Genomic DNA, 25,652 nt, shown 5'->3' on the forward strand with positions numbered 1-25,652 from the left:
CGATGGCTCATACCATCACACGTTCAGCGCGCATCCACGGTGAAGCGATCGAGCCACTCGCCGAACATCGCGCGGGCGGCGCGTTCGAGCTTCGCGCCGTGACGCGCGGTTTCCTCGCGCAACGCGGCGACCGTCGTGCCACTTTTCGCGACATCGCCCGGATAGGCGACGAGCCAGCTCTCGAAGCGCTCGACGAGCACTTCCGGATGACACTGCAGCGCGAGCACGTGCTCGCCCCAGGTGAACGCCTGATGCGCGCACATATCTGTCGATGCGAGCAGCGTCGCGTCCTCGGGGAGATCGAAGGTATCGCCGTGCCAGTGAAAGACGGGCACGGACGCGCCTTCGGCTTCGAGATGCCGCAGCGCGGACGCGCGTCCCGCGTCGGTCAGCGTGAGCGGCGACCAGCCGAGCTCCAGCTTCCCCGACGGATACACCCGCGCGCCGAGCGCGCGCGCGATCAGTTGCGAGCCGAGACAGATGCCGATGGTCGGCAAGCCCGCCGCGATGCGCTTTTCGAGCATCGAAAGCAGCGGCGCGAGATGCGGATAGTGCGCGTCTTCAAAAGCCCCGATCGGACCGCCGAGAACGACGAGCAAGGAAGGATCGAGCGGATTGGGCGCATCGATGCGCCCGCGCCCGACGTCCAGATACCGCACCGGCAGGCCGCGATCGCCGAGCACGAGTTCGAGGCTGCCCAGATCTTCGAAATAGACGTGGCGAATCGCCAGGACTTCATGTTTCATCGGCGGCTTTCCGTAGGTCGAGCGCGTGTGGCCCGGAACGAAGTTGTGACGAGCCGCGCCTCGCGGTGAGGCGCGACGGGCACAGTCTAACCGACTCGCCGCGGCCCCACAGCGCCGGATGACGCCCAATGGCTTGTACGCCGTCCGCCCGGATCAGGCGACCTGGGCGAAGACCTTCCAGCTTTTCTTCTGCGTGGCAACGTCGGCTTCTTCGTATACCGAACAGTCGAGACGCAGATCGGTGTCCGCCATGTCGATCTGAAGAAGCGAGCAGTGATGCGGCGTCTTCTTCGGATTCTTGCTCGCTTCGAAGTGCGAGCAGGACAGACACATGCGGTGCGCCGGAATCTGCTGTTGCGATTCGAGCTGACGGATGGTCTTGAGCAGCGTGCGGTAGAACGCAACCTGCTCGTCCTCGCGCAGCGTGCCGACCGCCTTCGCGAGGAAGTCCGGCCATTGCAGCGCCTTCTTCGCGGCCGTGCGGCCACGCGCGGTCAGACGAACCGCGAGCGCGCGGCCATCGTCGAGCGCGCGGCGCTTTTCGACGAGACCCTTGCCTTCGAGCGTGCTCACCGCATCGCTCGTCGTGGCGGCGGTCAACGCCGTTTCACGCGCGATCTCGCCGAGGCGCATCGGCCCCTTGCGCTGCATCAGCAGAACGAGAATTTCACCCTGGGTCGGCGTCAGCCCCGCGCCTTCCGCCCATTCCCATGCCTGGCTGCGCATCGCGGTGCTCAGCCTCAGCAGGCCGTGGGTCACCCGCCCCGTCGCCTGCTCTCCGTAAACGCCTTCACTCATAGTCTTTCGCTTGTTGTTCCGCTTATGTGTTTGACGGCACGTTCGCGCCGACCGCCGCGAACACCTCGTCCGAAACGCCGTCCGCAGAAGAGTACTCCGAACCCCTTGCGAACTGCACTTCGTTCTCGGTCCCCGCCGTCTCAAAATTCAGGCGTGCCAAGCCAATTAGCGGTGCCTGATTGGGGACATTGCAACCCTCTTCGTTTTGCGCCTTCTTATGGTCCTGCTCGTGGCGCTGTTTTCCTGCCGACTATAACGCTACGCCAGCAAAGTCGCCATTCTAAGCGACCTAGAACAAACGTACACCTTAATTATCCACGCAGAACTGTGGATAACCCGTGGAAAAACGTCTTCTTTGTTTGTGGACGTATTCTTGATAACACTGCCGGCGCGTCGCACGCCCTTCGGTTGTCCAGAATTTCGTATCGCGACGAGCGCATGATCCACATGGTTATCATCGCGCTAGCACGTTGACTCTGAACCTCTTTTTGACGTTTTCCACAGCGACGCGCAGGCCTTGTTAACTACTATTACGGATGTATACGGATTCTTCGAAGTAAACCTTAGCGACGTCGAATCGGTTCTTTTTCAAACGTTGCCGTGAGCGCGTTATTCCCGTTGCTCGTCAAGCACATGTTTCATTCGGCTCAAAAACAAAGGCCGCTTCGGAATAGTTCGAAGCGGCCTTTCGTCATGATTCGCTGAGCATCAGCGTAAGCGTAAGCGCTGCGTTATCGACGCCATTGCAGACATTGCTGTCTGACTGCCTCGTGCAGCGACTTCTCCTTGTCGACCACGCCGCGCAGCCACGTCGCGTCGTTCACGCCGCGCGCGATGTCCGCGACTTCCGCCAGCGCGGCCTGCGAGCCGAGCGCTTCGGCGTGCGGCGCGAGCACGTCGAGCGTTGCCAGAATGTCCTCGCCGATGGTCTGCCGCTCGCCCGTCTGCGGATGGATGCAGGTGCCTTCCAGCCCGAAGCGGCACGCCTCGAAGCGGTTGAACGTGTAGACCAGATAGTCGTCCTCCCGCGGCGTCAGCGGCTTGTCCAGCAGCAGATAGCGCGAGAGCGTCTGGATGTAGCAGGCGATCGCCGCGGCACGGTCGACGGACAGCGGCGTGTCCATCACGCGCACTTCGATCGTGCCGAAGCCGGGCTTCGGCCGGATGTCCCAGTAGAAGTCCTTCATGCTATTGACGACGCCCGTGTTGACCATCTTCGAGAAATATTCCTCGAAGCCGTCCCAGGTCAGCACGAAGGGCGCGCGTCCCGACAGCGGAAAAGCGAATACCGAGTTCAGACGCGCCGAGTGAAAGCCCGTATCGACGCCCTGAATGTAAGGCGACGACGCCGAAAGCGCGATGAAATGCGGGATGTAGCGCGACATCGCATGCAGCAGGAAGAGCGCGCTGTTCGGATCGGGACAGCCGATATGTACGTGCTGCCCGAACACCGTGAACTGTTTGGCAAGGTATCCGTACAGCTCGGAAATGTACTGAAAGCGCGGCGCGTCATAGATCTGGCGATCGCTCCATTGCTGGAACGCATGCGTGCCGCCGCCCGCAAGCCCGACGTTCAGCTGGTCCGCCGCGGCGACGAGCACGTCGCGGATCTTGCGCAGATCGGTCACGGCCTGCTCGTGCGTCGTGCAGATGCCGGTCGACAGCTCGATCATGCTTTCGGTTATTTCGGGCGTGATGTTGCCCGGAATCTTTTCGTCCTTGATGAGACGCATGAGGTCCGACGCGGCGCGCGTCAGATCGTAGTCATGCGTGTTGACGACCTGGATCTCCAGCTCGACGCCGAACGTGAACGGTTCGGAGTTGATGAAAGGTTCGAGTGCCATGGCGCCTCTTGAATGAACAATGCTTGAAGAGTACGGGCGCTTACTCGCGCCGCTCGCCCACCGCCGACAGGCTACGGTACACGACGAAAGGCGAGACGATCTGCAACACGACGATCGAGCACATGACGATCGCGCGCAACGTCGGGTCGTAGTCCGGATAGAGCACGTACATGTCGTCGACGAGCAGATACGCGAGCGCGGACATCGGCGTGAGCGCGACGCCGAGCGCCGCGCCCTGCTTCCAGTTGAGGCCGCTCGGTTTCGCGAAAATCAGCACGCCGACCAGCTTGCCGACGAAACGCGCAACGATCAGCCCGACCGCCGCAACGCCGCCGAGCGCGATGTCGCGCCAGTGAAACGATGTCAGCGTCAGCGCGAACAGGATCACGGTGAGCAGCCATCCGGCGGAACCGAAATGCGACGGCCACAGTTGCGGGCGTTCATCGGCGTTCTTCACGATGATGCCCGCGGCGAGCAGCGCGAGAATCGTCGACAGCTTGAAGATGTGCGCGATCGCGATCGCCAGCAGCACGAGCCCGAAGAGCGCGACGAACGAATGCTCGTCGTTCGCGGGCAGGCGCCGCACGAGCATGTTGCACGCGCGCGCGAGCAGGAACGCGAGCACGAGCGAACCGATCAGCAGATAAAGCGGCTGCAGGATCGTCGCAAACGCATTGCCGTAGATTTCCTGATGCAGCACGCCGGCCGCGAGCTTCTCGACGACCACCGCGTACATGCTGTTCAGCGCCGTCAGCGTCAGGAGGCGCTGCGTGACCTGGCCTTCCGCGCGCAATTCGGTCTTCAACTGGATGACCATCGCGGGCGACGTGGCCATCGCGATGGATGCGATCACGACCGAAGGCATCGTCGGCACGTTGAGGAGCGTCAGCGCGATCAGCACGAGGCCGAACGTGAGCGTCGATTCGGCGATGCTCGACAGAATCAGATACGGATTGCGGCGAATCCAGCGCAAGTCGAGCCGTCCGCCCAGTTCGAAGAGCAAGAGCCCGAGCGCGACATCGAGCAGCGGCCGCGACAGTCCGCCCGCGCTCGCGTCGATGACGCCGAGGCCCGCGTTGCCGGCAATCAGCCCGATCACCGCGAAACCGGTGATGCGCGGCAAGCGCCACGCGCGCCACAGCAACTCGCCGGCGAGGCCCGCCGTGACGAGCGCGAGGCCGGCCCAGAGAATCGCGTCGGGTTCGAGCGGCCAGGCGGGCAAAAATGAAAATGCCGAATTCATCGTATGGGATTCTCCTTCGGTGCTGCAGCAGAGCGTGCACGTTCCGTTGCGTGACTCGCATCGGCGGCGCGCGCTCGCGGACGAGGCGCATCCGCCCGGCTACGCGAGCGTTGGTTCATTCAGGCGAATCGAAATGCGAACGAACACGGCGTCACGGCGGAACCGTGCACGAATTAGACGACGCGTCCGGCTGACCACGAGACGCCTTGCATGCCCTCAATGTCGCACCGGACATCTCCGATCCGTGTGACATGAGTGGCGCATGCGGCGCCCGCTCGGATGCCGGGCCGAACGCAGCAAACGACGGTTGCGGCTTCGTTGATCAGATTCTTGGCTCGCAACCATCGTTCCATTGAAGCGGACGCCATCTTGGAGAGGGCGCAACGCAGGAAGAAGCGCGATTGTGCCATACCTCGCGTCGCCCGGCAGAAAGTCCAAGCTCATGATTCTTATGAAGTAAAAGCGACTGCCAGGCTCGACGCGAATGGCAAACCTGACCGGCTACCGGCTTGCCCGGCGATCGGACTTCCACGTTTACGGCCGGCCGATGAACTCGCCGTCAGGTGTTTACAGGTTTACTGTATATAAACGTAGTAGTGGTTAACAAAGCAACGCCTTTTCTGTTGATAACATGGGTTTTGTCTTTTTATTCAATCATTTGGAGAAAGCAGAAGCGGGCCGTAAACATGTTGGCGCCGCGCGGTGAACGCGGAACAACTTTTGGCCGCGTAAACCGGACGCCTCAGTTGTCCCGTTTACGTGCACAACGCGTTCACACGACTTTCACACGCAATTCGACGGCTTATCCACAACTTGCCGGGGATATCTCGCCGTGCCTCAACGCCTTTAGCAAAAAGCGGGCTGGATCGATGGCTTCGGCCAGTTCGCGCTCGATGGGCCAGGGTTCACCTTCGACGAGCGAAGCGATCAGCTCGGCCGCGAGCGTCGCCCAGACGAGTCCGCGCGAGCCGAACGCAAACGCGCCATAGAGACCCGGGATGCGCGGCAGATCGAGCGGCCACGCGCCCGACAGTTCACGCGCATCGCGGCGCGCGGCGTGTTCGTCGGCGAGCTGGCCGATCATCGGCATGCGGTCGCTCGTCACGCAGCGAAACGCGACGCGACCCGCGCGTACTGTGCCCGGCATCAGCGCGAGGTCCGGCAACATGCCCGCCACGCGCCCGATGTTCTCCCGATGTCCGGCCTCGCGGATCGCGCGATCGGGATCGTCGATGTCATACGTCGCGCCGACGAGCGTGCCGCCCGCGCCGAGCGGCACCGCGTAGCCTTCGCCGATCACCGGCATGCGCAGAGGATCGAGCGCGCAGCTATCGAGCACGGTGAGTTGGCCGCGCACGCTGCGCGTCGGTTCGCCGTACAGGCCAGCGAGCCGCGCCGCATCGTGCGCGTTCGCAAGCACGATGACCGGCGCGCTCGCGATCTCACCGCCGCTCGCGTCGAACGCGCGCCAGATGCGGCCATCGTGTTCGATGCGCGTCACTTCGGTATTCATGCGCGCTGTGATCCGCGCCGAAGCGTCATCGATTTGCGCCGCGCACACGGCCGCGGGCGAGATCGCACCGCCGCGTGGAAAGAACCAGCCGCCGCGCGCGACATCAACGCCCGCGATGCGCGATGCATCCGCGCGCGTCATAGCCTGCACGTAGTCGGATGGATACGCGAATCGCGCGATGGCGGCGGCGAGCGCATCGGCGTCGTCGGCCGTATCGGCGATCTGAAGCAGACCCGCGCCGCTGCGATGCAACTCGTGATTCGCGTCTTCCAGCGCGCGCCATCGGCGTAACGCGTAGAGAAATGCCGCGCGCGTGAGGCGTGCGGCGACGCTGTCGTCGCGCCAGACGATCGGATGAAACACGCCCGCCGGATTGCCCGATGCATCGCGCGCGGAGACCGCATGACGATCGACCAGCGTGATGTGCCAGCCGCGCGCGGCGAGCCGCGAACTCACCGCGCAGCCCGCGAGCCCCGCGCCGATGACGATGGCTTCGCGCGCGCCCGCGTCGCAAGGCAGCGGCGGTTCATGACGACGCACACGCCAGCGCGGTGCGAAGCGCGCAACGAGCGGCGCATCCGTTGCGTCGGGCGAGCAGTCGAAACCCGACGATGCCAGCGCGCGCCGCAACGTCGGACGATGCGCCGGAGAGGCGTTCGCGCAAACCGTCGCGCCGTCGCCGGCAAAGCGCGCGAGCGTCTTGCACAGCTTGCGCGGATCGTCCGGCGCATCGAGATGAAACGCGTCGGCGCGCAGCCAGAGTTTCGCGAGCATCTCGTGGACGTCATCGCCGATGGCGAGCGTCAGCACGACGCGCCCATCATCGAACTCGAGGCGATGCACGCCCGGCACGCGCACCGGCCAGGCGCGCGCGAGTTCGGCGGCGAGCGGCGATGGATCGTCGGCCGAAGGCGGTTCGTTCAGCGCATTCGGCTGCGCGATAGCGACGACATGCAGCCGCTCGCAACGCGCTTCGTCGTCGCGCCAGCGTTGCCAGAGCGGAAGGAAGGCGCTGAACGTCGTATCGACGAAAGTGAAGATGCGTTCATGCCGCCAGCGCACGGGCAGATCGTGCGGCGCGAAAAGCAGGGATTCGGTCATGCGAAAGATTGGGAAACATCAAGCCGAAGATGACTTGGCGATGGCCGGCGCCATGCCGTTCGCGGCGTCTTCGATCATCAGCGGTTCGAGCGCGTAGCCCGCCGCGCGCCATGCTTCGAGGCCGCCGAGCAGCGGCGCGACATCGGTGAAGCCGTGCGCCGTCAGCTCTTTGGCGGCGAGCGCGGCCGATACTTCGCTCGGGCAATCGCAGTAGGTCACGAGCTTGCGATCGCGCGATATGCCGGCGAGTTGCGATGCGGCGTCGTCGTGCAAGAGCAGCGCGCCGGGAATCGCGAACGGATCCATCGCGCGACGTTCGCGTCGGCGCACGTCGATGACGAGCGGCGGCGGCTCGCCTTCTAGCAGCGTGCGGAGCATTGCTATATCGATGCGCGCCATGCGCAGCCTGCGCAACAGCGACACGCGCTGCCACCAGCGCACGGCGAGATAAAGCGCGAGCGCGATGACCGCGATCGCGATCACGCCGCGTCCGAACAGGTCGAGCCAGGCGAGCACGCTATCGACGAGATCGGCGAACATCGCGCCGAACGCGACGCCGATGCCGGACCACAAGAGCGCGCCGAGCGCGTCATAGAGAAGGAAGCTGCCGATGCCGATACCGGTCGCGCCCGCGACGGGAATAGCCAACGTCGACAAGCCGGGAATGAACTTCGAGACCGCGAGAATGCGTACGCCGAAGCGGCCGAAGAAGTCGAGGCTGCGGTTCACGCAGGTATCGCGCGAGATCGAAAGCTTGCACATGAAGGCGAGCACGCGGCTGCCGTAGCGGCGCCCGAGCCAGAACCAGAGCGCATCGCCGATGAGCGCCGCGATGCTGGCCGTGGCTACGATGGCCGCGAGCGCCTCCCACACCGCCGATGGAAAGCTCGTTGCAAGCCCCGAACCCGACGCCGAAGCGAAGCTCGCGGAGACCGCGATCGCTCCCGTCAAAACCAATGTGGGCAAGGCTGGGAGCGGCAAGCCGAGGCACTCGAGCAGAACGTTGGCAAAAACCAACGGCAGGCCGTATTCGATGATCAGCTCGCGTAGCATGGTTCGCGCCCTGGTGTTCTACGCCCAAAAAAGCGGCCGGGAGCCTCAAAAATATAAGGGTAAATCTTTGAAACCCTTATCCTGATTGGGTTTGCGCTGCGCTATCATACCAAGCGCCGCGTATAGAGGCGGCGCGAAGGCGACGAAGTGAAGCAATGCCGGTGAGATGCCGCGCAAGAACGCCGAATCGTCGGGGAGGCACGCCAGAAGGCCGTCCCTACTCGACTGCACGGTTTGCGCACGTATAATCGGCGCGTTCGCGCTGTTCGTGTCAACCTAAACTGATAAAGGAACCTTAATGAACAAACAGGAACTGATCGACGCCGTAGCCGCGCAGACCGGCGCCAGCAAGGCTCAAACCGGCGAAACGCTGGACACGTTGCTCGAAGTGATCAAGAAGGCTGTCTCGAAAGGTGACGCAGTGCAGTTGATCGGCTTCGGCAGCTTCGGCTCGGGAAAGCGCGCAGCGCGCACCGGCCGCAATCCGAAGACCGGCGAGTCCATCAAGATTCCGGCCGCGAAGACGGTCAAGTTTACGGCTGGCAAGGCATTCAAGGACGCAGTGAACAAGCGGTAAGCATCTTGCCGATTGTGCGGCTACTCGAAGTAGCCAGATGTACATGACCCGCCCTTCGGCGGGTTTTTTTTCGTCCGGCATCAATGCCGATGATCGTCGCAATCGCAGTCGGGACCGTGGTCGTGGTCATGCTCATGATCGTGGTCCTCGACTTCCCACGCGGGGAACGGATCGGCGAAGCTTCGCCAGGCGTCGGGACCGCGCGCCCATTCGTCGTCGGTGAGCAGACATGCGTCGAAGCGGTCTTGCCAGACGGCAGGATCGAGATTCAATCCGATCAGTACCAGCTCCTGCCGGCGATCGCCGATGCTGTTGTCATCCGGATCGCCATACCATTCCGCGACGATTTCGGCTTCGAGCTCGGGATCGTCAGTCGGCCATTCGCTGCGATCCTGCGCGGCCCACCATAGTCCCGCCGGTCCATGCCGGACCGTTCCGCCCGCTTGCGACAGCGAGCCGCCTACATCGCTTCGCGTCGCGAGCCAGAAGAAGCCCTTCGCGCGCAGCACGTCGGGCCATTCCTGATGCAACAGATTCCACAGACGCTCGGGATGAAACGGCCGGCGCGCGCGATACACGAAATGGCCCACGCCGAACGCATCGGGTTCGTCGGCCGACGGATGTTCGCCGTTCAGGATCGCGAGCCAGCCGGGCGCGCTCGCGGTCGCATCGAAATCGAAACGGCCGGTGTTCAGCACGTCGCCGATGGGAACGTCGCCCGATTGCGCCCGGACCTGGAGCGCGCGCGGATTGAGACCATGCAGGATGCGCGCGACCTTTTCGATTTCATCCGCGCTGGCGAGATCGATCTTGTTGATGACGATGACATCGCAGAATTCGATCTGTTCGATGAGCGTCTCGACGACCGTCCGATCGTCTTCGTCGTCATGGCCTTCCGGCGACAGACCGCGCTCGGCGAGCGAATCCGCGGACGCGTAATCGCGCAGGAAACTCGCGGCATCGATCACGGTGACGAATGTGTCGAGATGCGCGTGGCCCGCGAGCGTCGCATCGTCGTCGTCGCCGAACGCGAGATGCTCGGCGATGGTCATCGGCTCGGCGATGCCCGACGTTTCGACGACGATCGCATCGAAGCGCTGCTGCTCCGCGATCCAGTTGATCGCGCTTTCGAGCGCTTGCATCGACCGGCTGCCGAGTGTCAGAAGCAGGCAGCCGTTGGGCAGTTCGGTGGTTTCGCGATCGGCGCCGGAAGCGGCTTTGCTGCACGTCACGGCGCCGATGCGCACGCCTGCGGCGTTCGCGAGCAAGGCATCGACGAGCGTGGTCTTACCCGCGCCGGTGAATCCCGATAGCACGGTAATGGGCAATGGCATCTGATTCATCGCAATGGAGCGTGACAGGGAACGGAGCGCACGAGCGCGAACCCGCGCTGCCGGTCGGGCGGCGCGGGCGATCGAATAGGGGATTTTGCATCAAATGCACGCCGTGCGCGGCGCACATGCGGAAAAGCGCGGGCGAAGGTCAGCGCGTAGCCTGAAGCAGCTTCCAGCGACGCAGGATCTCGATGATCTGCGCCGAGTACTTGTCGCGCAGCGCAGGTGTTTCGGAATGGTAAGCACCGACCGCCTGCCACGAATTGCCATACTTGTTCATCTTCTGACGCAGATGCCACGCGGCCACATAGACGCTCTTGCACGGCTCCATCAGCGTGCCGCTCGAGATGCCGTACTGGGCGAGCGTGTTGAGATGGATCGAGTTGATCTGCATCAGCCCGTAATCGGTCGAACCATTCGCGTTCTTGTTGATGGCGTCGGGCTTGTTGTGCGATTCCTGCCACGCGATCGCGCGCAGGATGAGCGGATTGACCTTCTGATACTTCGCCGCTTCGTCGAAGCAGTCTGCGTGCGCGGCCGCGGCCGCCATGAGCGGCCCGCATATCGCCAGTGATCGCAATATTCTCTTCATCTTCCTTCTGCTCCATCCGCACACGCGGAACGTCATGCCGCCGTTGCGGCGCCTTGGCGCCAACGCCAACAAATCAACGTCCGCGGCCGGGCGTGCATGGGGAAAACCCACCCTTTCTGTAACCGCCCGGAATGCGGAACCGACCGTATCATACCGGCTGACGAATCCGCCCAAAAGTTGGCTATCAGACATACGCCCGTTTCGCCCTCCGAAACCCGCATGCGCGCGAGGCGCACCGGCCTATTGATCGGACTTGTTCTAAATGTCTGAATAATAAGACTTCTGGACGTTGTACAATTCGGCTCCCGCGTACATCGGCCGAGTCTCGGAATCGTTCAGATACGGTCTATCGGCAAGTTATTCGAAAGCTTGAGAGCGCTGGATTTTGTATCGCACGTGGCAGCCTAGGGCAACGTGATCCGGAACGAATTGGCACAATTCCGTTACACAAAGCTGCTATCGTCATATTTTTTAAAATAACCGCGAGGGGTCGGGCCCGCCCGTTCCACACCGCGGTTGGCGGCGCTCTCGGCTGACGAGCGGGGCTGCCTCAGCCGGCTCCGAAGACCCGGCTCTGACATCAAACCCATGAGAAGACAACCTATGGCACTGCGTCGTCTGGCGACGGCAATGCTGGCGGCGGGACTTATCGTCGCCCAAGCCGCGCACGCGCAGGTGACGTTGAATTTCGTCAACGCGGATATCGACCAGGTCGCGAAAGCGATCGGCGCCGCTACCGGCAAAACGATCATCGTCGATCCCCGCGTCAAGGGGCAACTCAATCTGGTTTCGGAGAATTCGGTTCCCGAGGACCAAGCGCTGAAGACGCTCCAGTCGTCGCTGCGCATGCAGGGCTTCGCGCTCGTGCAGGATCACGGCGTCCTGAAGGTCGTGCCCGAAGCCGACGCCAAGCTGCAGGGCGTGCCCACGTATGTCGGCAATGCGCCGGCGGCGCGCGGCGATCAGGTGATCACGCAGGTCTTTCAGTTGCACAACGAATCGGCGAACAACCTTCTGCCGGTGCTGCGTCCGCTGATCTCGCCGAACAACACGATCGCGGCGTATCCGGCGAACAACACGCTCGTCGTCACCGATTACGCGGACAACGTGCGCCGCATCGCGGGCATCATCGCGGGCGTCGATACGGCGGCGGGCCGCTCCGTCGACATCGTCACGCTGAAGAACGCCAATGCGATCGACGTCGCCGAGCAGATGAACAAGCTGCTCGATCCCGGCGCGATCGGCAGCACGGACGCGACGCTGAAAGTCACCGTCACGCCCGATGCCCGCACCAACTCGCTGATGTTCCGCGCATCGAGCAGCTCGCGCCTCGCCGCGGCGAAGCAACTGGCGCAGAAGCTCGACGCGCCCACGACCCAGCCCGGCAACATGCACGTCGTGGCGCTGCGCAACGCCGACGCGACGCGTCTCGCCAAGACGCTGCGAGGCATGCTCGGCAAGGGCAACAACAGCTCGGACAACACGTCGAACACCAGCTCGAACACGTTCGGTCAGAGCGGCGGCGGTCTCGGCAATTCGTCGATGTCCACCGGAACGTCCGGCACGCCGCCGCTGCCGGGCGGACTCAGCGGCAGTTCGGGCAGCGGCAGCAATCCGATGTCGGGCGGCACCGGCAACAAGGACTCGAGTTTCTCGTCGAACAAGGACAACGATTCCGGCAACGACCAGGGCGGCGGCATGATCCAGGCCGATGCCGCGACGAATTCGCTGATCATCACCGCGGCGGATCCGGTTTATCGGAACCTGCGCACCGTGATCGACCAGCTCGACGCGCGCCGCGCGCAGGTGTACATCGAAGCGCTGATTGTCGAACTTTCCGCGACGAGCGGTTCGAATCTCGGCATTCAGTGGCAGGGCGCGCTGCTTTCCAACAGCGGCAACAACGCGCTCTACGGCAGCTCGAGCTTCGGCGCCGGCAATACGAACATCGTCGATCTGACCTTGCAGGGCAACGCGATCGCGCAGAATCCGTCGTCCCTCACGTCGACGTCCGGCCTGCTCGCGCAAGGCTTGAACATCGGCCTTTTGCACCGCTTCGGCAATCTCTTCGGTCTCGGCGGACTCTTGCAGGCGCTGTCGACATCGGCGGATGCGAACATCCTCTCGACGCCTAACCTCATCACGCTCGACAACGAGGAAGCGAAGATCGTCGTCGGCCAGAACGTGCCGGTCGTGACGGGTTCGTACGCGACGCCGACCGCCAATGCCGCCACGTCGGTCACGGCGTTCAACACGTTCGACCGCCGCGACGTCGGCGTGACCCTGCACGTCAAGCCGCAGATCACCGACGGCGGCGTGCTCAAGATGCAGATCTATCAGGAAGATTCGAGCGTCGATTCCACGACGAAGAACGATCCGGGCGGCGTGACGATCAACACGCGCTCGGTGCAGTCGACGATTCTCGCGGACGACGGCGAAATCGTCGTGCTCGGCGGTTTGATGCAGGATCAGTACAACAACAACAACAGCAAGATTCCGCTGCTCGGCGACATTCCGTTCATCGGCAGCCTGTTCCGCAGCGAAGGCAAGACGCGCACGAAGACCAACCTGATGGTGTTCCTGCGTCCGGTGATCGTGCGCGACCAGGCGACGGCCACGCAGATCGCCAACACGCGTTACGACTATCTGCGTCAGCAGCAATACGGCTCGACGACGGATAACCGCATCATCAAGGATCAGAACGTGCCGGTCATGCCGCCGAAACCGCTCGGTCCTTCCGAAGGCGGTGGACCGCCGGCCCAAAATCTGCTGGACTGGAGCGATACGACGCGCGGTCCCGGCCCGAGCACGACGCTGCCACAGAATCCGGATGCCGGCCCCGCGCCGCAACCGACGCAGACCGCGCCGCAATCGACGCTGCCGCCGCAAAGCACGTATCCGGCGCCGTCGAACGGCGCGACGAACGCGATTCCGGCCAATGGCGCGACCAACGCCATGCCGGGCAATGCCGCAACGGGAGTCCATCCGTGAGCACGGTCAACGATGCAGTCGAGAGCGCGAGCACCGCGGCGTCGCCGCTGGCGGCCCGGCTCGTGCCTTACGGCTTTGCGCGCAGCGGGCAGATTCTGCTCGCGCATCAGCACGCGGACAGCATCGAAGTCTGGATAAGCGAGCGCACGACCGACGCGGCGCTCGCGGAAGTCGCGCGTAATTTCGGCGCGCTGTCGATCATCCGCAAGCCCGCCGACGAGCTCGCCGCGGCAATCAACTCGGCCTACGCGCGCAACGACGGCAGCGCCGCGCAGGTCGTCGGCGAAGTGGAAGGCGAAGTCGATCTGTCGCGCCTGATGCAGGATATTCCGGAAGTGGAAGACTTGCTGGAATCGGAAGACGACGCGCCGATCATCCGCATGATCAACGCGCTGCTCACGCAGGCGGCGCGCGAACAGGCATCGGATATTCACATCGAGCCGTTCGAGAACGCGTCGGTCGTGCGCTTTCGCGTCGACGGCACGCTGCGCGACGTCGTGCGGCCGAAGAAGGCGCTGCACGGCGCGCTGATCTCGCGTATCAAGATCATGGCGCAGCTCGATATCGCCGAAAAACGTTTGCCGCAGGACGGGCGCATCACGTTGCGTGTCGGCGGCCGTCCGGTCGATGTGCGCGTGTCCACGCTGCCGACCGGCCACGGCGAGCGCGCGGTGCTGCGTCTCCTGGAAAAGGACGCGCAACGCCTGAATCTCGAAACGCTCGGCATGGCGCGCGACACGCTCGTCCAGTTCGACAAGCTGATCGGCCGCCCGCACGGCATCGTGCTCGTGACCGGCCCGACCGGCTCCGGCAAGACGACCACGCTGTACGCGTCGATGTCGCGCCTCGAGACGACGACCACCAACATCATGACGGTGGAAGATCCGATCGAATACGACCTGTCGGGCATCGGCCAGACGCAGGTGAACGAACGCATCGGCATGACGTTCGCGCGCGCGTTGCGGTCGATTCTGCGTCAGGATCCGGACATCATCATGATCGGTGAAATCCGCGATCTCGAGACCGCGCAGATCGCGGTGCAGGCGTCGCTCACCGGCCACCTCGTGCTCGCCACTTTGCACACGAACGATGCCGCTTCCGCCGTCACGCGTCTCACCGACATGGGCGTGGAGCCGTATCTGCTCGCGTCGTCGCTGCTCGGCGTTCTGGCGCAGCGGCTCGTGCGCCAGCTCTGTCCGGTGTGCAAGGAAGAGCGCGTCGAGGAAGACGGCACGAAGCATTACCATCCGGTCGGCTGCGACCGATGCGGCCAGTCGGGTTATGTCGGCCGTCGCGGTGTCTATGAGCTGCTGCTGATCGACGACGCGATCCGCCCGCTCATCCATCGCAATGCGGCCGATGCCGAGATTCTCGAAGCGGGCCGCAAGCAAGGCATGCGCACGCTGCGCGAGGACGGCGATCGCTGGCTCGCGGCCGGCGTGACGTCGCTGGAAGAAGTGTTGCGCGTGACGGGCGGAGAATAAGCAGATGCCGGCATTCCGTTTCGAGGCGATCGATCACGCGGGCAAGACGCAAAAAGGCGTGCTCGACGCCGACAGCGCCCGCGCCGCGCGCAGCCAGTTGCGCACGCAAGGGCTGACACCGCTCGTCGTCGAGGCGGCGGGCTCGCGCACGCGCGGCGAGCGCCAGCAGCGCCTGTCGCTCGGGCGGCGGCTGTCGCAGCGCGAACAGGCGATTCTCACGCGTCAGCTCGCGAGTCTTCTGATCGCGGGCTTGCCGCTCGGCGAGACGCTCGCGGTGCTGACCGAGCAATCCGAGCGCGATTACATCCGCGAACTGATGGCCGCGATCCGCGCCGAAGTGCTCGGCGGCCATTCGTTCGCCAACGCGCTCGCGCAGCATCCGAAGGACTTTCCGGAGATTTACCGCGCGCTCGTCGCGGCGGGCGAGCATACCGGCAAGCTCGGCCTCGTGCTGTCGCGTCTCGCGGACTACATCGAACAGCGTAATGCGCTGAAGCAGAAGATCATTCTGGCGTTCACGTATCCGGGCATCGTGACGATCATTGCGTTCGGCATCGTCACGTTCCTGCTGAGTTACGTCGTGCCGCAGGTCGTGAACGTGTTCGCGAGCACGAAGCAGGCGCTGCCCTTCCTGACCGTCATGATGATGGCGCTCTCCGCCTTCGTCCGAAGTTACTGGTGGGCCGTGCTGATCGGCGTCGTGATTTTCGCGTGGCTCGTGAAGACGATTCTCGCGCGGCCCGGGCCGCGCATGTCGTTCGACCGCTGGCTGCTGGGCGCGCCGCTCATCGGCAAGCTGGTGCGCGGCTACAACACCGTGCGCTTCGCCAGCACGCTCGCGATCCTCACCGCCGCCGGCGTGCCGATCCTGCGCGCGCTGCAGGCCGCGGGCGAAACGCTCAGCAACACGGCGATGCGCGAGAACGTCGACGACGCCATCGTGCGCGTGCGCGAAGGCTCGTCGCTGTCGCGCGCGCTCGGCAACACGAAGACGTTTCCGCCGGTGCTGGTTCACCTGATCCGCTCGGGCGAAGCGACCGGCGACGTCACCACGATGCTCGACCGCGCTTCCGAAGGCGAAGCGCGCGAACTCGAACGCCGCACGATGTTCCTCACGAGCCTGCTCGAACCGCTGCTTATCCTTGCGATGGGCGGCGTCGTGCTCGTGATCGTGCTCGCGGTGATGCTGCCGATCATCGAACTGAATAATCTGGTGCAGTGATGAACGCCCTTCAAACTCGCTTACTGACGCTCGCCGCGCTCGCGCTCTTTTGCGTGACGGTGACGTATTGGGTCGTCACGCTGACTTCGCGGCAAACCGCGCCGCTGCCCGCCGCGGCGGCGACGCGCCAGCCGTCGGTCGGGCAGGCTGCGACCATTTTCGGCGGACGGCTGGAGCGTCAGGCCAATTCGGACGTGCATCTGTTCGGCATTCTCGCGCTGCAGGGCGGCGCGGCGGCCATCGTGAGCTACGGCGGCGAGGCGGCGAAAGCCGTGTCGCTGGGCGGTCCGCTCACGCAAGGCGTGAAGCTTTCGGAAGTGCGCGCGCGCTCGATCATCATCGAGCGCAACGGCGTCAAGTCGGAGATTTTCCTGCCGCAGAATCCGCCCGGCCCGACGATCTGGGTGCGCTGAACGCGACGCGATGCCTCGCTTGCGGCCGAATCACGCGACGAAAGCGGATCGATAGAATGACCGGCGGCTTCGGCAAGGCGGAAAGCCGCGCGATTTTTGTAATCACCGGGCAAGACCCGGAAACAATATTTTCAATTCAAGAGGTAGCAGTCATGCAATTGTGGACCCAACGCCGCATGCGAATTCAACAAGCTCAGGCGCAAGGACGCCGCCAGCGCGGCTTCACGCTGATCGAAATCATGGTCGTGATCGCGATTCTCGGCATTCTCGCCGCGCTGATCGTGCCGAAGATCATGAGCCGCCCGGACGAGGCGCGCCGCGTCGCCGCGAAGCAGGACATCGGCACCATCATGCAGGCGATGAAGCTGTATCGCCTCGATAACGGCCGTTATCCGACGCAAGAGCAAGGCCTGCGCGCGCTGATCGAAAAGCCGACGACCGAGCCGGTGCCGAACAACTGGAAAGACGGCGGCTATCTCGAGCGCCTGCCGGCCGATCCGTGGGGCGGCCAGTATCAATATCTGAATCCGGGCGTGCACGGCGAAGTCGACGTGTTCAGCTACGGCGCGGACAACAAGGCCGGCGGCGAAGGCAACGATGCCGACGTCGGCTCCTGGCAGTAAATCGGCGGCTTGAATCGTGAACGGGCATTCGGCGGCGCGGCGTCAGGCAGGCTTCACGCTGCTCGAAATGCTCGTCGTGCTGGTGATCGCGGGCCTGCTCGTGTCGCTCGCGTCGCTGCAACTCACCCGCAACCCGCGCACCGATCTGAAGGAAGAAGCGCAGCGTCTCGCGCTGCTGTTCGAATCGGCGGGCGACGAAGCGCAGGTGCGCGCGCGGCCGATCGCGTGGCAGCCCATCGACGGCGGGTATCGCTTCGACATCCGCACCGAGGACGGCTGGCGTCCGTTGCGCGACGAACTCCTGCGTCAGCGGCGCTGGGAAGGCGGCGTGACCGGCGTATCCATCCAGTTCCTCGATTCGGACAAAACGGCGGGCCGGCTCGTGTTCGGCACGGAGGCCATCGACTCGCCCATGGAAATCACCTTGTTCTCGGCGGTAGGCCGCGTGACGATCGTCGGCAGCGGCAACGGCCGCTATCAGGTGCAGTGATGCGCCAGCGTCGTCATCAACGCGGCTTCACGATGATCGAAGTGCTCGTCGCGCTGGCGATCATCGCGGTGGCGCTCGCCGCCTCGGTGCGCGCGGTCGGCTCGCTCGCGACGGGCGAAGCGGAGCTGCATCGGCGGCTGCTCGCGGGCTGGAGCGCGGACAACGAACTCGCGCAGCTCAGGCTCTCGCATCAGTTTCCGGCGATCGGCTCGCGCACGTTCGACTGCTCGCAGGGCAATCTGAAACTCTCGTGCACGCAGCGCGTGAGCCAGACGCCCAATCCGATTTTCCGGCGCGTCGAGATGCTGGTCACGACGCCGGGCCGCTCCGGCTATCTGGCGCAAATGGTCACGGTGGTGGCGAATGAAACGAACCGCTCGCTCTGACCGCCGCGCCAGTCAGCGCGGTTTCACGCTGCTGGAAATGCTGATCGCCATCGCGATTCTCGCGGTGCTCGCGGTGCTGTCGTGGCGCGGGCTCGATTCGGTGATTCGCGGCCGTGCGACCATCGAGAACGCGATGCAGGACGAGCGCATCGTCGCGCAATTGTTCGACCAGATGCGTATCGACGCGCGCCAGGCCGCAACCGACGACGAAGCCGGCCAGCCCGCCGTGCAGATCGGCAATGGCTCGCTGCAGATCGTGCGCGGCGTCTTCGCGCCCGGTACGGCGCCGCGTCTGCAAGTGGTGCGCTATAGGCTGTCGAACGGGCGGATCGTGCGCTATGCATCGCCGCCGCTGTCGAATGTCGGCGAAGTGCGGCGCGCGTTGCAGTCGGGCGATTCGGGCGACGGCTGGACATCGATTCCGCTGATGGGCGGCGTGGCGTCGCTCGCGACGCGCGTCTACATTCCGGAAAAAGGCTGGACGACGCGCATGGGCGACGTGTTCGCGCAGATCAACCAGAACGACAACAACCTGAAAGTGCCGCAACTGGGCAACGCGCCGCTGGCGCGCGCCGTGTCGGGCGTTCAGGTCGCGGTCGGCGCGCGCACGCTGGCGACGCCGATCACGCGCGTCTTTCTGGTCGGAGAATGAACATGCGCGCTCCGAACCGGAAGAAGCAGCGCGGCGTCGCGATCATCAGCGCGCTCCTCGTCGTATCGCTCACGGCGATTCTCGTCTCGGGCATGCTGTGGCGTCAGCAGGTGCAGATTCGGCGCATCGAGAATCAGCGGCTGCTCGCGCAGGCGCAATGGATTTCGCGCAGCGCGCTCGACTGGACGCGTCTCATCCTGCGCTCGGAAGCCGATACTTCGCCGACGGTCACGTATCTCGGCGGCGTGTGGGGCGTGCCGATCGCGCGGACGAAGCTGTCGGATTTTCTCGGGCAGATCGGCGAAGTGCGCGCGCAGCAAGGCGCGTCGACGTATCTGTCCGGCTCGATCGAGGACGCGCAGGCGAAATTCAACCTGCGCAATCTGGTGTCGACGCCGACGCCCGGCGTGCTGACGATCAACGTCGCGCAGATTCAGGCGTTTCAGCGGCTGCTGACGATGCTCGGCATCAACGGTTCGCTCGCGAAGACGGTCGCGCTGCAGATGCGCGCCGGCCTCGCGCGCTCCGCAACGCGCTTCCAGACGCAAACGGGCAACAGCGCGACCACGGCGAGCGGCCAGAACAACGAATCGACGACGCTCGCGGCGATCGCGCAGGGCGGCGGCGCGGCCGGCGGCGGCAATTTCACCGACGATCCCGGCCTGAAGGACCCGGACAGCAACGCGCCGGTCGCGCCCTTGCAGATGATCACCGTCGATTCGCTGCTCGACGTGCCGGGTTTTTCCGCGGAAGCGGTCGCGAAGCTGAGGCCGTTCGTCACCGTGCTGCCGACGACGACCGCCGTCAACATGAATACCGCGCCCGCCGAAGTGATCGCCGCGCTGATCCCGGGCATGAATCTGTCGCAGGGACAAGCGTTCGTCGCGCGCCGCGAGACGGTGTTCTTTCACGACATCGGCAACGTGCAACTCGCGCTGACCGGCGCGGGCGTCAAGACGGTCTCGATCGATTCGAACGAGATGGACGTCACGACGAAGTATTTCGTGATCCACGGGCGCGTCGAACACGAGCGCGCGCAACTGGAGCGCACGACGCTCGTGTATCGCGATCCGACGACGCATACGACGCGCATCGTCTACACGCGTGATTCGCTGTAGAACCGATGCGCTGTTATTGATGAGAGGAAGTGGCCTTTGAGCACACTGATCGTTTTGTTACCGCCGCGCGATCCCGCGGTGCGTTCGGAAGAGTGGCATCTGCCGGATCTGCCGTTTCTGCTGCTCGACAAGCGCGGCGAGCCGCAACGCATCGGCCGCGCGGCGATCGGGCTGTTGCCGCGCGCGAGTGCGACCGTGCTGATCGTCGCTGCGCGCGACACGCTTCTGCTCGCCGCTGCCGTGCCGCCACTCAAGGGGCCGCGCTTGCGGCAGGCGCTGCCGAACGTCGTCGAGGATCAGCTGATCCAGGATCCGCAGACGTGCCACATCGCCGTCGATCCGGTCGCCCTCGCCGATGGCAAGCGCGTCGTCGGCGTGATCGATCGCGGCTGGTTCCGCTTCGTGGTCGGCGCGTTTTCGGGCGCGGGGCATCGCAATCTGAAGGCCGTGCCCGCGATGCGCTGCCTGCCGGTTCCGGCCGCCGTGCCATTCGATGAAACCGGCGAAGCCGAAGAGATCGAAGCGCCGCCGCAGCCGTTTATCGCGGGGCTGCTCGGTCATGTCGTGTCGACCGCGCCCGCGCTGATCGGCGAAATGGCCGCGCCCTCGCCCGCCGCGCTCGGCGCGCCGCGCATCGAGGTGGCGATTGCGCGCGGCGAACGCGCGGCGCTCGGCGAAGGACTCGCGCTGCCCGCCGATTCGATCGAGGCAACGCTCGCCGCGCTCGCCGGCGATCAACCCGTGACGCTTTATTCGCTCGCCGATCTGCCCGGCGACGAACCGCGCTTGTCCGGTTCGCGCAATGCTGCGGCGGCCATCGCCGGCGCGCATCCGATCACGTTCGAGGCGCTCGCGCGCAACGCGCTCGCGTGCCGCTTCGACCTGTGCCAGTTCGAATTCGCCGCGCAACCGTGGCGGCTCGACCGCGCGACGATGCGGCGTCTGCGCGTGCCGATCGCGCTCGTGGCGGCGTCGGTGGTCGTGTCGATCATCGGCATCAACGTGCAATGGCTGCAGCTTGCGCGTCAGCGCGACGCGATCAGCGCGCAGGAAACCGAGCTCCTGCTCAACGCCTTCCCGAAGACGACGACCGTGCTCGATGCGCCCGACCAGATGACGCGCAATCTCGATCGTCTGCGCGTGGCATCGGGCGAGCTGTCGCCGTCGGATTTCCTGTCGCTCGCCGACGGCCTCGCGCGCTCGCTCGGTCCGGTGCCGGTGAACGGCGTCGCGGGGCTCGATTATCGCGAGCGTCGGCTGGAAGTGACCTTCAAGCCGGAGACGAAGGTCGATCCCGATCTTTCGAAGCGCCTCGCCGCGAACGGCCTGAACGGATCGATCGATACGAACACAGGCAAATGGACGATCAGGAGCGGCCAATGAAAGCGGAAATCGGACGTTCCCTGTCGGAATTCTGGGAAGCGCGCACGCCGCGCGAGAAGACCATTCTCATGTGGGGCGGCATCGCGGTCGGGCTCGCGCTCGTCTATCTCGTGCTGTGGGCGCCCGCCTATGAAGGCCGCGCGCGGCTGCGCGAATCGCTGCCGACGATGCAGCGCCAGCTCGCGACGATGACCGCGCAGGCCAACGACGCGCGCTCGCTCGCGCCCGCCGCCGAAGGCGTGATGCCGACCGGCGCCGCGTTGCGCGATGCGCTCGCGAAGTCGCTCGCCGACAACGGCATGCAGCCGACGCAGGTTCAGGTGATCGGCGCGGCGGTGCAGATTCAGTTGAAGAACGCGTCCTTTCCGAACTGGACGGCGTGGCTCGACGACGCCCGCAAGCAGTTCAAGGTGCAGGTCTCGGAGGCGCACGTCACGGCGCTGAAGCCGGATGGCCAGGTCGATCTGACGGCATCGCTGCAACCGGCCGGCACGAAATGAGTTACTGGACGCGACGAATCCGGCTCGCGTTGCCGGCGCTTTTCGTGATCGTGATTTCGGTCGCCGGCACGCTGCTCGCGATGATGCCCGCCGCGTGGATCGTGCCGCAGTTCTCGAAGGCAACGGGCGGCCATGTGAATCTGGTCGATCCGGCGGGCTCGCTGTGGAGCGGCTCGGCCACGCTGATGCTCGCCGCGGGCAGCGACGGCGCGGGCGCGACGCTCTTGCCGGGGCGCATCGAATGGACGACGGCGTTTCTGCCGCTCTTCACCGGCCGCGTTCACATGACCATGCGTCAGACCGAAGCGATGCCCGATGCCGTGATCGTCGACGCCACCACGCGCGGCGCGGTCATCACCGCCGGCCAGATCGCCGTGCCCGCGACGTTGCTCTCGGGCCTCGGCGCGCCGTTCAATACGCTCGATTTCGACGGCAGCGTGCGGCTCTCGTGGACGGAGTTCCGCCTACTGAACCGCAATGCGTACGGGCAAGTGGTCGTCACGCTCGATGACATGGCTTCGCGCGTCTCGCGCGTGAAGCCGCTCGGTTCGTATCGCGTCGCGTTGCAGGCGCAGGGCGCGTCCGCGACCATCGATCTTTCGACGAGCAAAGGTCCGCTGATGCTCACCGGCAACGGCGCGATCTCACCGGAATCGACGTCGTTCCAAGGCACGGCGACGGCCGCGCCGGATCAGCGGGAAAACCTCGCGGGTCTGCTCAACCTGCTCGGCCGTCACACCGATCCGGACACGGTCGCCCTGACCTTCATGCGTTGATCAGCGGCTGGCGGTTTGCGCCGGACTCGACGCGGGCGCGGGCGCTTGAACCGCGCCCGTTTCGCGATCCATCTGCCCGACATCCCAGCCGCCGCCGAGCGCCTTCACCAGTCCGACCGACGACACCATCCGCTGTCCCGCGATGTTCGCGAGCTTCTGCTGCGCGGTGAATGCGGTCGTCTGCGCGGTCAGCACGCTGATGAACGCGACCGTTCCCGCCTTGTACTGATTGTTGATGATCGCGAGCGCCTGCTGCGCCGATTCCACGGCCTGCTGCTGCACGACGATTTCCTTCTCCAGAATGCGCAGCGACGCGAGATTGTCTTCGACGTCCTGGAACGCGGTCAGCACCGTCTGCCGATACGTCGCGACGTTCTGGTCGTAAGTCGCGCGCGCGGCTTCGGTGCGCGCGGAGCGCAGGCCGCCGTCGAAAATGGTCGCGGCGATGTCCGGCCCGAGCGTCCAGAAGCGCGACGGCGCGCGCAGCAATTGCGACAGCACCGAGCTTTCGAAGCCGCCTTGCGCGGAGAGCGTGAGCGTCGGGAAGTACGCGGCCATTTCGATGCCGATCTGCTCGTTCGCCGCCGCGGCCTTGCGTTCCGCCGACGCGATGTCGGGCCGGCGCTCGAGAATCGCGGATGGCATCTGCACGGGAACGGTCGGCGGCGTGGCGTCGAGCGGAATCGGCGGAATCGAAAACGTGGAAGCGGCCTCGCCGACGAGCACCGCGATCGCATGTTCGTATTGCGCGCGCGCGACGCCGTTATCGATGGCCGATGCCTGCGCCGACTGCAACTGCGTCTGCGCCTGAATCACGTCCGAACGCGCGACGATGCCCTGCGCGTACTGATTCTGCGTGAGCTTGAGCGATTGCTCGTAGGCCGCGACGGTGTCGTCGAGGAGCCTTTGCTGCGCGTCGAGCGAGCGCAACTGGAAATAGGTTTGCGCGAGCGTGGCCTGCGCGGACAGCCGCGCGTTGGCGAGATCGGCGGCGGCGCCTTCCTGGCCGGCCTTTTGCGCGGAGACCGTGCGCGACACGCTGCCCCACAGATCCGGTTCCCACGATGCGTCGAGCGCAAGGCTGAACTGGTTGGTGACGGCACCCGTCTGCCCGAGGCTGGAGCTGCTGGTCGACCGGTTGCCCGCGCCCGTTCCCGAACGCGCCGCCGAAGCCGATGCGCCGATCGTCGGGAAATACGCCGCGCGCGCCTCGCCGACGAGCGCGCGTGCCTGACGATACGCGGCCGCGTATTGCGCGATGGTCTGGTTCGATTGATTCAGGCGCGCTTCGAGATCGTCGAGGCGCTCGTCGCGATAGATGCTCCACCATGCGCCGCGATCGGCCTGGTCGGCGGGCTGGGCGACTTTCCAGCCTTCGGGCGCTTCCTTGTAGCTGGCCGGGACCGCCGTCGTCGGGCGCTGATAATCGGGCCCGACAGCACAGCCGGCGATGAACATCGCGAGCATGGCGGCGAGCGCCGTCGTGGTCAGGCGCGCGGCGGCGGAAGCGGGAAAGGCGGGGCGATACGGCATCTGCTTGTCGGAATTCCTGTCGGCGCCGCGCCGTTCGATATGACGGACGCGGCAAGCCGAAATGGTAACGGAACGCGACGGGCGCTCGTGCGGCGCGCGCGTCAGGCAGACGTTAGCGTAACGGGTTCGCCGTAAGGCGGGTGTTACGCAGCGGGTGGAATCGGTTACGACGCGTTACGGTGACGATTATCGTCCGCTACCGGGACACGGCGAGCAGGGCGCCGAGAGCAACGGTCGCGCCGGCGCTTTCGCGGGCGCGGCCGCCGCCTTGCGACGCTGACGGTTCTCGAACCATCCCATGCCCAAGACGACGAACGATCCGCCCGGCAGCAGGAACACGATCAGATACAACGCGAGTTTCCACGAACTCAGCTTCGGCGGGACGAAGTGACGGGAGGCGTCGGCGATCTTGCTGCTGATGGGGCCGAAGCGTCGGCGGGCGGTACGGACAAAGCGGGTCATCGAAAGGTCCTTCGGGCGTCGGCGAGCGACGGCGGGCGGTCAGAACATGGTCTCGGGCGGCGCATGAAGCGCGTAACTCGTTGCATAGAATAATATTGACTGTGCAACTACTTTTCAAGATACTGCTGATTGCTTTTCGCAATTGTTGCCTTTAGGAGACGCGGCGCAGTGTCACACTTTTGCATCCGCGGTTTGACCGATATCGCATGAACGGCGAACCGCTTTACGATCCCGCGACGATCCAGCTCGAAACGAGCCTCGGCTACTACCTCGCGAAGGCGCGCAACGTGCTCGTCATGCGAACCGATCAGGCGTTGAAGCCGCTCGAACTCACGTCGCCGCAGATCGGCGTGATTCTGCTGCTCGCGTCGGGGCGGGCGCGCACGCCGCTGGAACTGTCGCGCGAGCTGTCGTACGACAGCGGCTCGATGACGCGCATGCTCGACCGGCTCGAGAAGAAGGGTTTCGTCAGCCGCGCGCGTAGCGAAGTGGACCGGCGAATCGTCGAACTCAGTCTGACGGAGCGCGGACGTGACGCGGCGGCGCGTTTGCCGGTGATCGGCGCGGCCGTGCTCAACGAGCAGTTGCACGGCTTTACCCGCGCCGAGCTGGATCTGCTGATCGCGATGCTCGCGCGCATCGTCGGCAATACGCCGATGGGCGACTGCGCGCCATGCATGCTCGACGACGACTTGCCCTGATTCATCGGAATTAACCTGCATTTCTGCACCGATTTCACTGTCTGAGCAGAGAATGCCGCGACAAGAAATAGTTTGCGTGCGATGCGCGTTTCGAGCGCCGCGCGCCGGAGAAACCGT

24 protein-coding genes are annotated in these 25,652 nt (G+C 64.8%); 14 read left to right on the forward strand and 10 right to left on the reverse strand.

Annotation, left to right across the window (positions count from 1 at the left end; all coding sequences use genetic code 11):
* Positions 1-23: 23 nt before the first annotated feature.
* From BG60_RS18770 to BG60_RS18795, 6 genes are all read right to left on the reverse strand, one after another.
* Complete coding sequence (locus BG60_RS18770; protein WP_008352414.1) at positions 24-746, reverse strand: glutamine amidotransferase; 723 nt, start codon at positions 744-746, stop codon at positions 24-26.
* Positions 747-899: 153 nt separating this feature from the next.
* Complete coding sequence (locus tag BG60_RS18775) at positions 900-1,544, reverse strand: MarR family winged helix-turn-helix transcriptional regulator (protein ID WP_008352413.1); 645 nt, start codon at positions 1,542-1,544, stop codon at positions 900-902.
* A gap of 731 nt (positions 1,545-2,275) precedes the next feature.
* Positions 2,276-3,388, reverse strand: coding sequence for a YbdK family carboxylate-amine ligase (locus BG60_RS18780; RefSeq protein ID WP_008352412.1), 1,113 nt, complete (start codon positions 3,386-3,388; stop codon positions 2,276-2,278).
* Between the two features lie 40 nt (positions 3,389-3,428).
* Positions 3,429-4,631 (reverse strand): cation:proton antiporter, encoded by a 1,203-nt coding sequence (locus tag BG60_RS18785; protein ID WP_008352411.1) that lies wholly within the window; start codon positions 4,629-4,631, stop codon positions 3,429-3,431.
* Between the two features lie 802 nt (positions 4,632-5,433).
* A complete protein-coding gene (gene mnmC, locus BG60_RS18790; protein ID WP_008352410.1) occupies positions 5,434-7,245 on the reverse strand; it encodes a bifunctional tRNA (5-methylaminomethyl-2-thiouridine)(34)-methyltransferase MnmC2/FAD-dependent 5-carboxymethylaminomethyl-2-thiouridine(34) oxidoreductase MnmC1 in 1,812 nt (603 codons plus the stop codon).
* Positions 7,246-7,263: 18 nt separating this feature from the next.
* Positions 7,264-8,298, reverse strand: coding sequence for a VTT domain-containing protein (locus tag BG60_RS18795; RefSeq protein WP_008352407.1), 1,035 nt, complete (start codon positions 8,296-8,298; stop codon positions 7,264-7,266).
* Between the two features lie 298 nt (positions 8,299-8,596).
* Here BG60_RS18795 and BG60_RS18800 point away from each other — a divergent pair, with 298 nt between their 5' ends.
* Positions 8,597-8,875, forward strand: a complete 279-nt coding sequence (locus BG60_RS18800; protein WP_008352404.1) for an HU family DNA-binding protein — start codon at positions 8,597-8,599, stop codon at positions 8,873-8,875.
* 80 nt (positions 8,876-8,955) lie between these two features.
* On the opposite strand, the gene BG60_RS18805 is transcribed toward BG60_RS18800, so the two are convergent.
* Both BG60_RS18805 and BG60_RS18810 read right to left on the reverse strand, forming a co-directional pair.
* Complete coding sequence (locus BG60_RS18805; protein ID WP_008352402.1) at positions 8,956-10,218, reverse strand: GTP-binding protein; 1,263 nt, start codon at positions 10,216-10,218, stop codon at positions 8,956-8,958.
* 139 nt (positions 10,219-10,357) lie between these two features.
* The gene (locus BG60_RS18810) at positions 10,358-10,801 is read right to left on the reverse strand and encodes a lytic transglycosylase domain-containing protein (RefSeq protein ID WP_033536472.1); all 444 of its coding nucleotides are present in this window, start codon (positions 10,799-10,801) and stop codon (positions 10,358-10,360) included.
* A 603-nt stretch (positions 10,802-11,404) separates the two neighbouring features.
* Here BG60_RS18810 and gspD point away from each other — a divergent pair.
* The 12 genes from gspD to BG60_RS18870 all read left to right on the forward strand — a co-directional run bounded on the left by gspD (position 11,405) and on the right by BG60_RS18870 (position 22,839).
* Entirely contained in the window at positions 11,405-13,792 is a 2,388-nt protein-coding gene (gspD, locus tag BG60_RS18815; protein WP_008352397.1) for a type II secretion system secretin GspD, read from the forward strand.
* Positions 13,789-15,276, forward strand: a complete 1,488-nt coding sequence (gene gspE, locus BG60_RS18820; RefSeq protein ID WP_008352395.1) for a type II secretion system ATPase GspE — start codon at positions 13,789-13,791, stop codon at positions 15,274-15,276. The genes gspD and gspE overlap by 4 nt, the downstream gene beginning before the upstream one ends.
* A gap of 4 nt (positions 15,277-15,280) precedes the next feature.
* Positions 15,281-16,498, forward strand: a complete 1,218-nt coding sequence (gene gspF / locus BG60_RS18825) for a type II secretion system inner membrane protein GspF (protein WP_008352392.1) — start codon at positions 15,281-15,283, stop codon at positions 16,496-16,498.
* Positions 16,498-16,911, forward strand: a complete 414-nt coding sequence (locus BG60_RS18830) for a general secretion pathway protein GspC (RefSeq protein WP_008352391.1) — start codon at positions 16,498-16,500, stop codon at positions 16,909-16,911. The genes gspF and BG60_RS18830 overlap by 1 nt, the downstream gene beginning before the upstream one ends.
* A gap of 152 nt (positions 16,912-17,063) precedes the next feature.
* Entirely contained in the window at positions 17,064-17,534 is a 471-nt protein-coding gene (gspG, locus tag BG60_RS18835; RefSeq protein ID WP_008352390.1) for a type II secretion system major pseudopilin GspG, read from the forward strand.
* A 16-nt stretch (positions 17,535-17,550) separates the two neighbouring features.
* Complete coding sequence (locus BG60_RS18840; RefSeq protein ID WP_008352389.1) at positions 17,551-18,024, forward strand: GspH/FimT family pseudopilin; 474 nt, start codon at positions 17,551-17,553, stop codon at positions 18,022-18,024.
* Complete coding sequence (gspI, locus tag BG60_RS18845) at positions 18,024-18,410, forward strand: type II secretion system minor pseudopilin GspI (RefSeq protein WP_008352388.1); 387 nt, start codon at positions 18,024-18,026, stop codon at positions 18,408-18,410. The genes BG60_RS18840 and gspI overlap by 1 nt, the downstream gene beginning before the upstream one ends.
* Entirely contained in the window at positions 18,388-19,062 is a 675-nt protein-coding gene (locus BG60_RS18850) for a PulJ/GspJ family protein (protein ID WP_075583517.1), read from the forward strand. The genes gspI and BG60_RS18850 overlap by 23 nt, the downstream gene beginning before the upstream one ends.
* On the forward strand, positions 19,059-20,180 hold the full coding sequence (gene gspK / locus BG60_RS18855) for a type II secretion system minor pseudopilin GspK (RefSeq protein WP_008352386.1): 1,122 nt from the start codon (positions 19,059-19,061) through the stop codon (positions 20,178-20,180). The genes BG60_RS18850 and gspK overlap by 4 nt, the downstream gene beginning before the upstream one ends.
* Positions 20,181-20,216: 36 nt before the next feature.
* Positions 20,217-21,563, forward strand: a complete 1,347-nt coding sequence (gspL, locus tag BG60_RS18860) for a type II secretion system protein GspL (RefSeq protein WP_008352385.1) — start codon at positions 20,217-20,219, stop codon at positions 21,561-21,563.
* A complete protein-coding gene (gene gspM / locus BG60_RS18865) occupies positions 21,560-22,063 on the forward strand; it encodes a type II secretion system protein GspM (protein ID WP_008352384.1) in 504 nt (167 codons plus the stop codon). The genes gspL and gspM overlap by 4 nt, the downstream gene beginning before the upstream one ends.
* The gene (locus BG60_RS18870) at positions 22,060-22,839 is read left to right on the forward strand and encodes a type II secretion system protein N (protein ID WP_008352383.1); all 780 of its coding nucleotides are present in this window, start codon (positions 22,060-22,062) and stop codon (positions 22,837-22,839) included. Before gspM ends, BG60_RS18870 begins: the two co-directional genes overlap by 4 nt.
* Here the strand turns inward: BG60_RS18870 and BG60_RS18875 are convergent, their stop codons facing one another.
* Together BG60_RS18875 and BG60_RS18880 are read right to left on the reverse strand one after the other, a co-directional pair.
* Positions 22,840-24,372 (reverse strand): efflux transporter outer membrane subunit, encoded by a 1,533-nt coding sequence (locus BG60_RS18875; RefSeq protein ID WP_034472334.1) that lies wholly within the window; start codon positions 24,370-24,372, stop codon positions 22,840-22,842.
* 186 nt (positions 24,373-24,558) lie between these two features.
* Positions 24,559-24,834, reverse strand: coding sequence for a hypothetical protein (locus tag BG60_RS18880; RefSeq protein ID WP_008352380.1), 276 nt, complete (start codon positions 24,832-24,834; stop codon positions 24,559-24,561).
* A gap of 206 nt (positions 24,835-25,040) precedes the next feature.
* On the opposite strand from BG60_RS18880, the gene BG60_RS18885 reads away from it, so the two are divergent.
* Complete coding sequence (locus tag BG60_RS18885) at positions 25,041-25,535, forward strand: MarR family winged helix-turn-helix transcriptional regulator (RefSeq protein WP_008352379.1); 495 nt, start codon at positions 25,041-25,043, stop codon at positions 25,533-25,535.
* Positions 25,536-25,652: the final 117 nt, after the last annotated feature.

The sequence above is a fragment of the Caballeronia zhejiangensis genome, from assembly GCF_000698575.1.
Lineage (GTDB): Bacteria > Pseudomonadota > Gammaproteobacteria > Burkholderiales > Burkholderiaceae > Caballeronia > Caballeronia zhejiangensis.

What these genes read in the sequence shown, in the direction of transcription:
- BG60_RS18875 (WP_034472334.1), bottom strand. Translation starts at nt 24,372, where the DNA reads ATGCCGTATCGCCCCGCCTTTCCCGCTTCCGCCGCCGCGCGCCTGACC.
- gspK (WP_008352386.1), top strand. Translation starts at nt 19,059, where the DNA reads ATGAACATGCGCGCTCCGAACCGGAAGAAGCAGCGCGGCGTCGCGATC.
- gspD (WP_008352397.1), top strand. Translation starts at nt 11,405, where the DNA reads ATGGCACTGCGTCGTCTGGCGACGGCAATGCTGGCGGCGGGACTTATC.
- BG60_RS18810 (WP_033536472.1), bottom strand. Translation starts at nt 10,801, where the DNA reads ATGAAGAGAATATTGCGATCACTGGCGATATGCGGGCCGCTCATGGCG.
- BG60_RS18775 (WP_008352413.1), bottom strand. Translation starts at nt 1,544, where the DNA reads ATGAGTGAAGGCGTTTACGGAGAGCAGGCGACGGGGCGGGTGACCCAC.
- gspI (WP_008352388.1), top strand. Translation starts at nt 18,024, where the DNA reads ATGCGCCAGCGTCGTCATCAACGCGGCTTCACGATGATCGAAGTGCTC.
- BG60_RS18870 (WP_008352383.1), top strand. Translation starts at nt 22,060, where the DNA reads ATGAGTTACTGGACGCGACGAATCCGGCTCGCGTTGCCGGCGCTTTTC.
- BG60_RS18850 (WP_075583517.1), top strand. Translation starts at nt 18,388, where the DNA reads ATGAAACGAACCGCTCGCTCTGACCGCCGCGCCAGTCAGCGCGGTTTC.
- BG60_RS18795 (WP_008352407.1), bottom strand. Translation starts at nt 8,298, where the DNA reads ATGCTACGCGAGCTGATCATCGAATACGGCCTGCCGTTGGTTTTTGCC.
- BG60_RS18785 (WP_008352411.1), bottom strand. Translation starts at nt 4,631, where the DNA reads ATGAATTCGGCATTTTCATTTTTGCCCGCCTGGCCGCTCGAACCCGAC.
- BG60_RS18805 (WP_008352402.1), bottom strand. Translation starts at nt 10,218, where the DNA reads ATGAATCAGATGCCATTGCCCATTACCGTGCTATCGGGATTCACCGGC.
- BG60_RS18800 (WP_008352404.1), top strand. Translation starts at nt 8,597, where the DNA reads ATGAACAAACAGGAACTGATCGACGCCGTAGCCGCGCAGACCGGCGCC.
- BG60_RS18780 (WP_008352412.1), bottom strand. Translation starts at nt 3,388, where the DNA reads ATGGCACTCGAACCTTTCATCAACTCCGAACCGTTCACGTTCGGCGTC.
- mnmC (WP_008352410.1), bottom strand. Translation starts at nt 7,245, where the DNA reads ATGACCGAATCCCTGCTTTTCGCGCCGCACGATCTGCCCGTGCGCTGG.
- BG60_RS18885 (WP_008352379.1), top strand. Translation starts at nt 25,041, where the DNA reads ATGAACGGCGAACCGCTTTACGATCCCGCGACGATCCAGCTCGAAACG.
- gspF (WP_008352392.1), top strand. Translation starts at nt 15,281, where the DNA reads ATGCCGGCATTCCGTTTCGAGGCGATCGATCACGCGGGCAAGACGCAA.
- BG60_RS18770 (WP_008352414.1), bottom strand. Translation starts at nt 746, where the DNA reads ATGAAACATGAAGTCCTGGCGATTCGCCACGTCTATTTCGAAGATCTG.
- BG60_RS18830 (WP_008352391.1), top strand. Translation starts at nt 16,498, where the DNA reads ATGAACGCCCTTCAAACTCGCTTACTGACGCTCGCCGCGCTCGCGCTC.
- gspM (WP_008352384.1), top strand. Translation starts at nt 21,560, where the DNA reads ATGAAAGCGGAAATCGGACGTTCCCTGTCGGAATTCTGGGAAGCGCGC.
- gspG (WP_008352390.1), top strand. Translation starts at nt 17,064, where the DNA reads ATGCAATTGTGGACCCAACGCCGCATGCGAATTCAACAAGCTCAGGCG.
- BG60_RS18880 (WP_008352380.1), bottom strand. Translation starts at nt 24,834, where the DNA reads ATGACCCGCTTTGTCCGTACCGCCCGCCGACGCTTCGGCCCCATCAGC.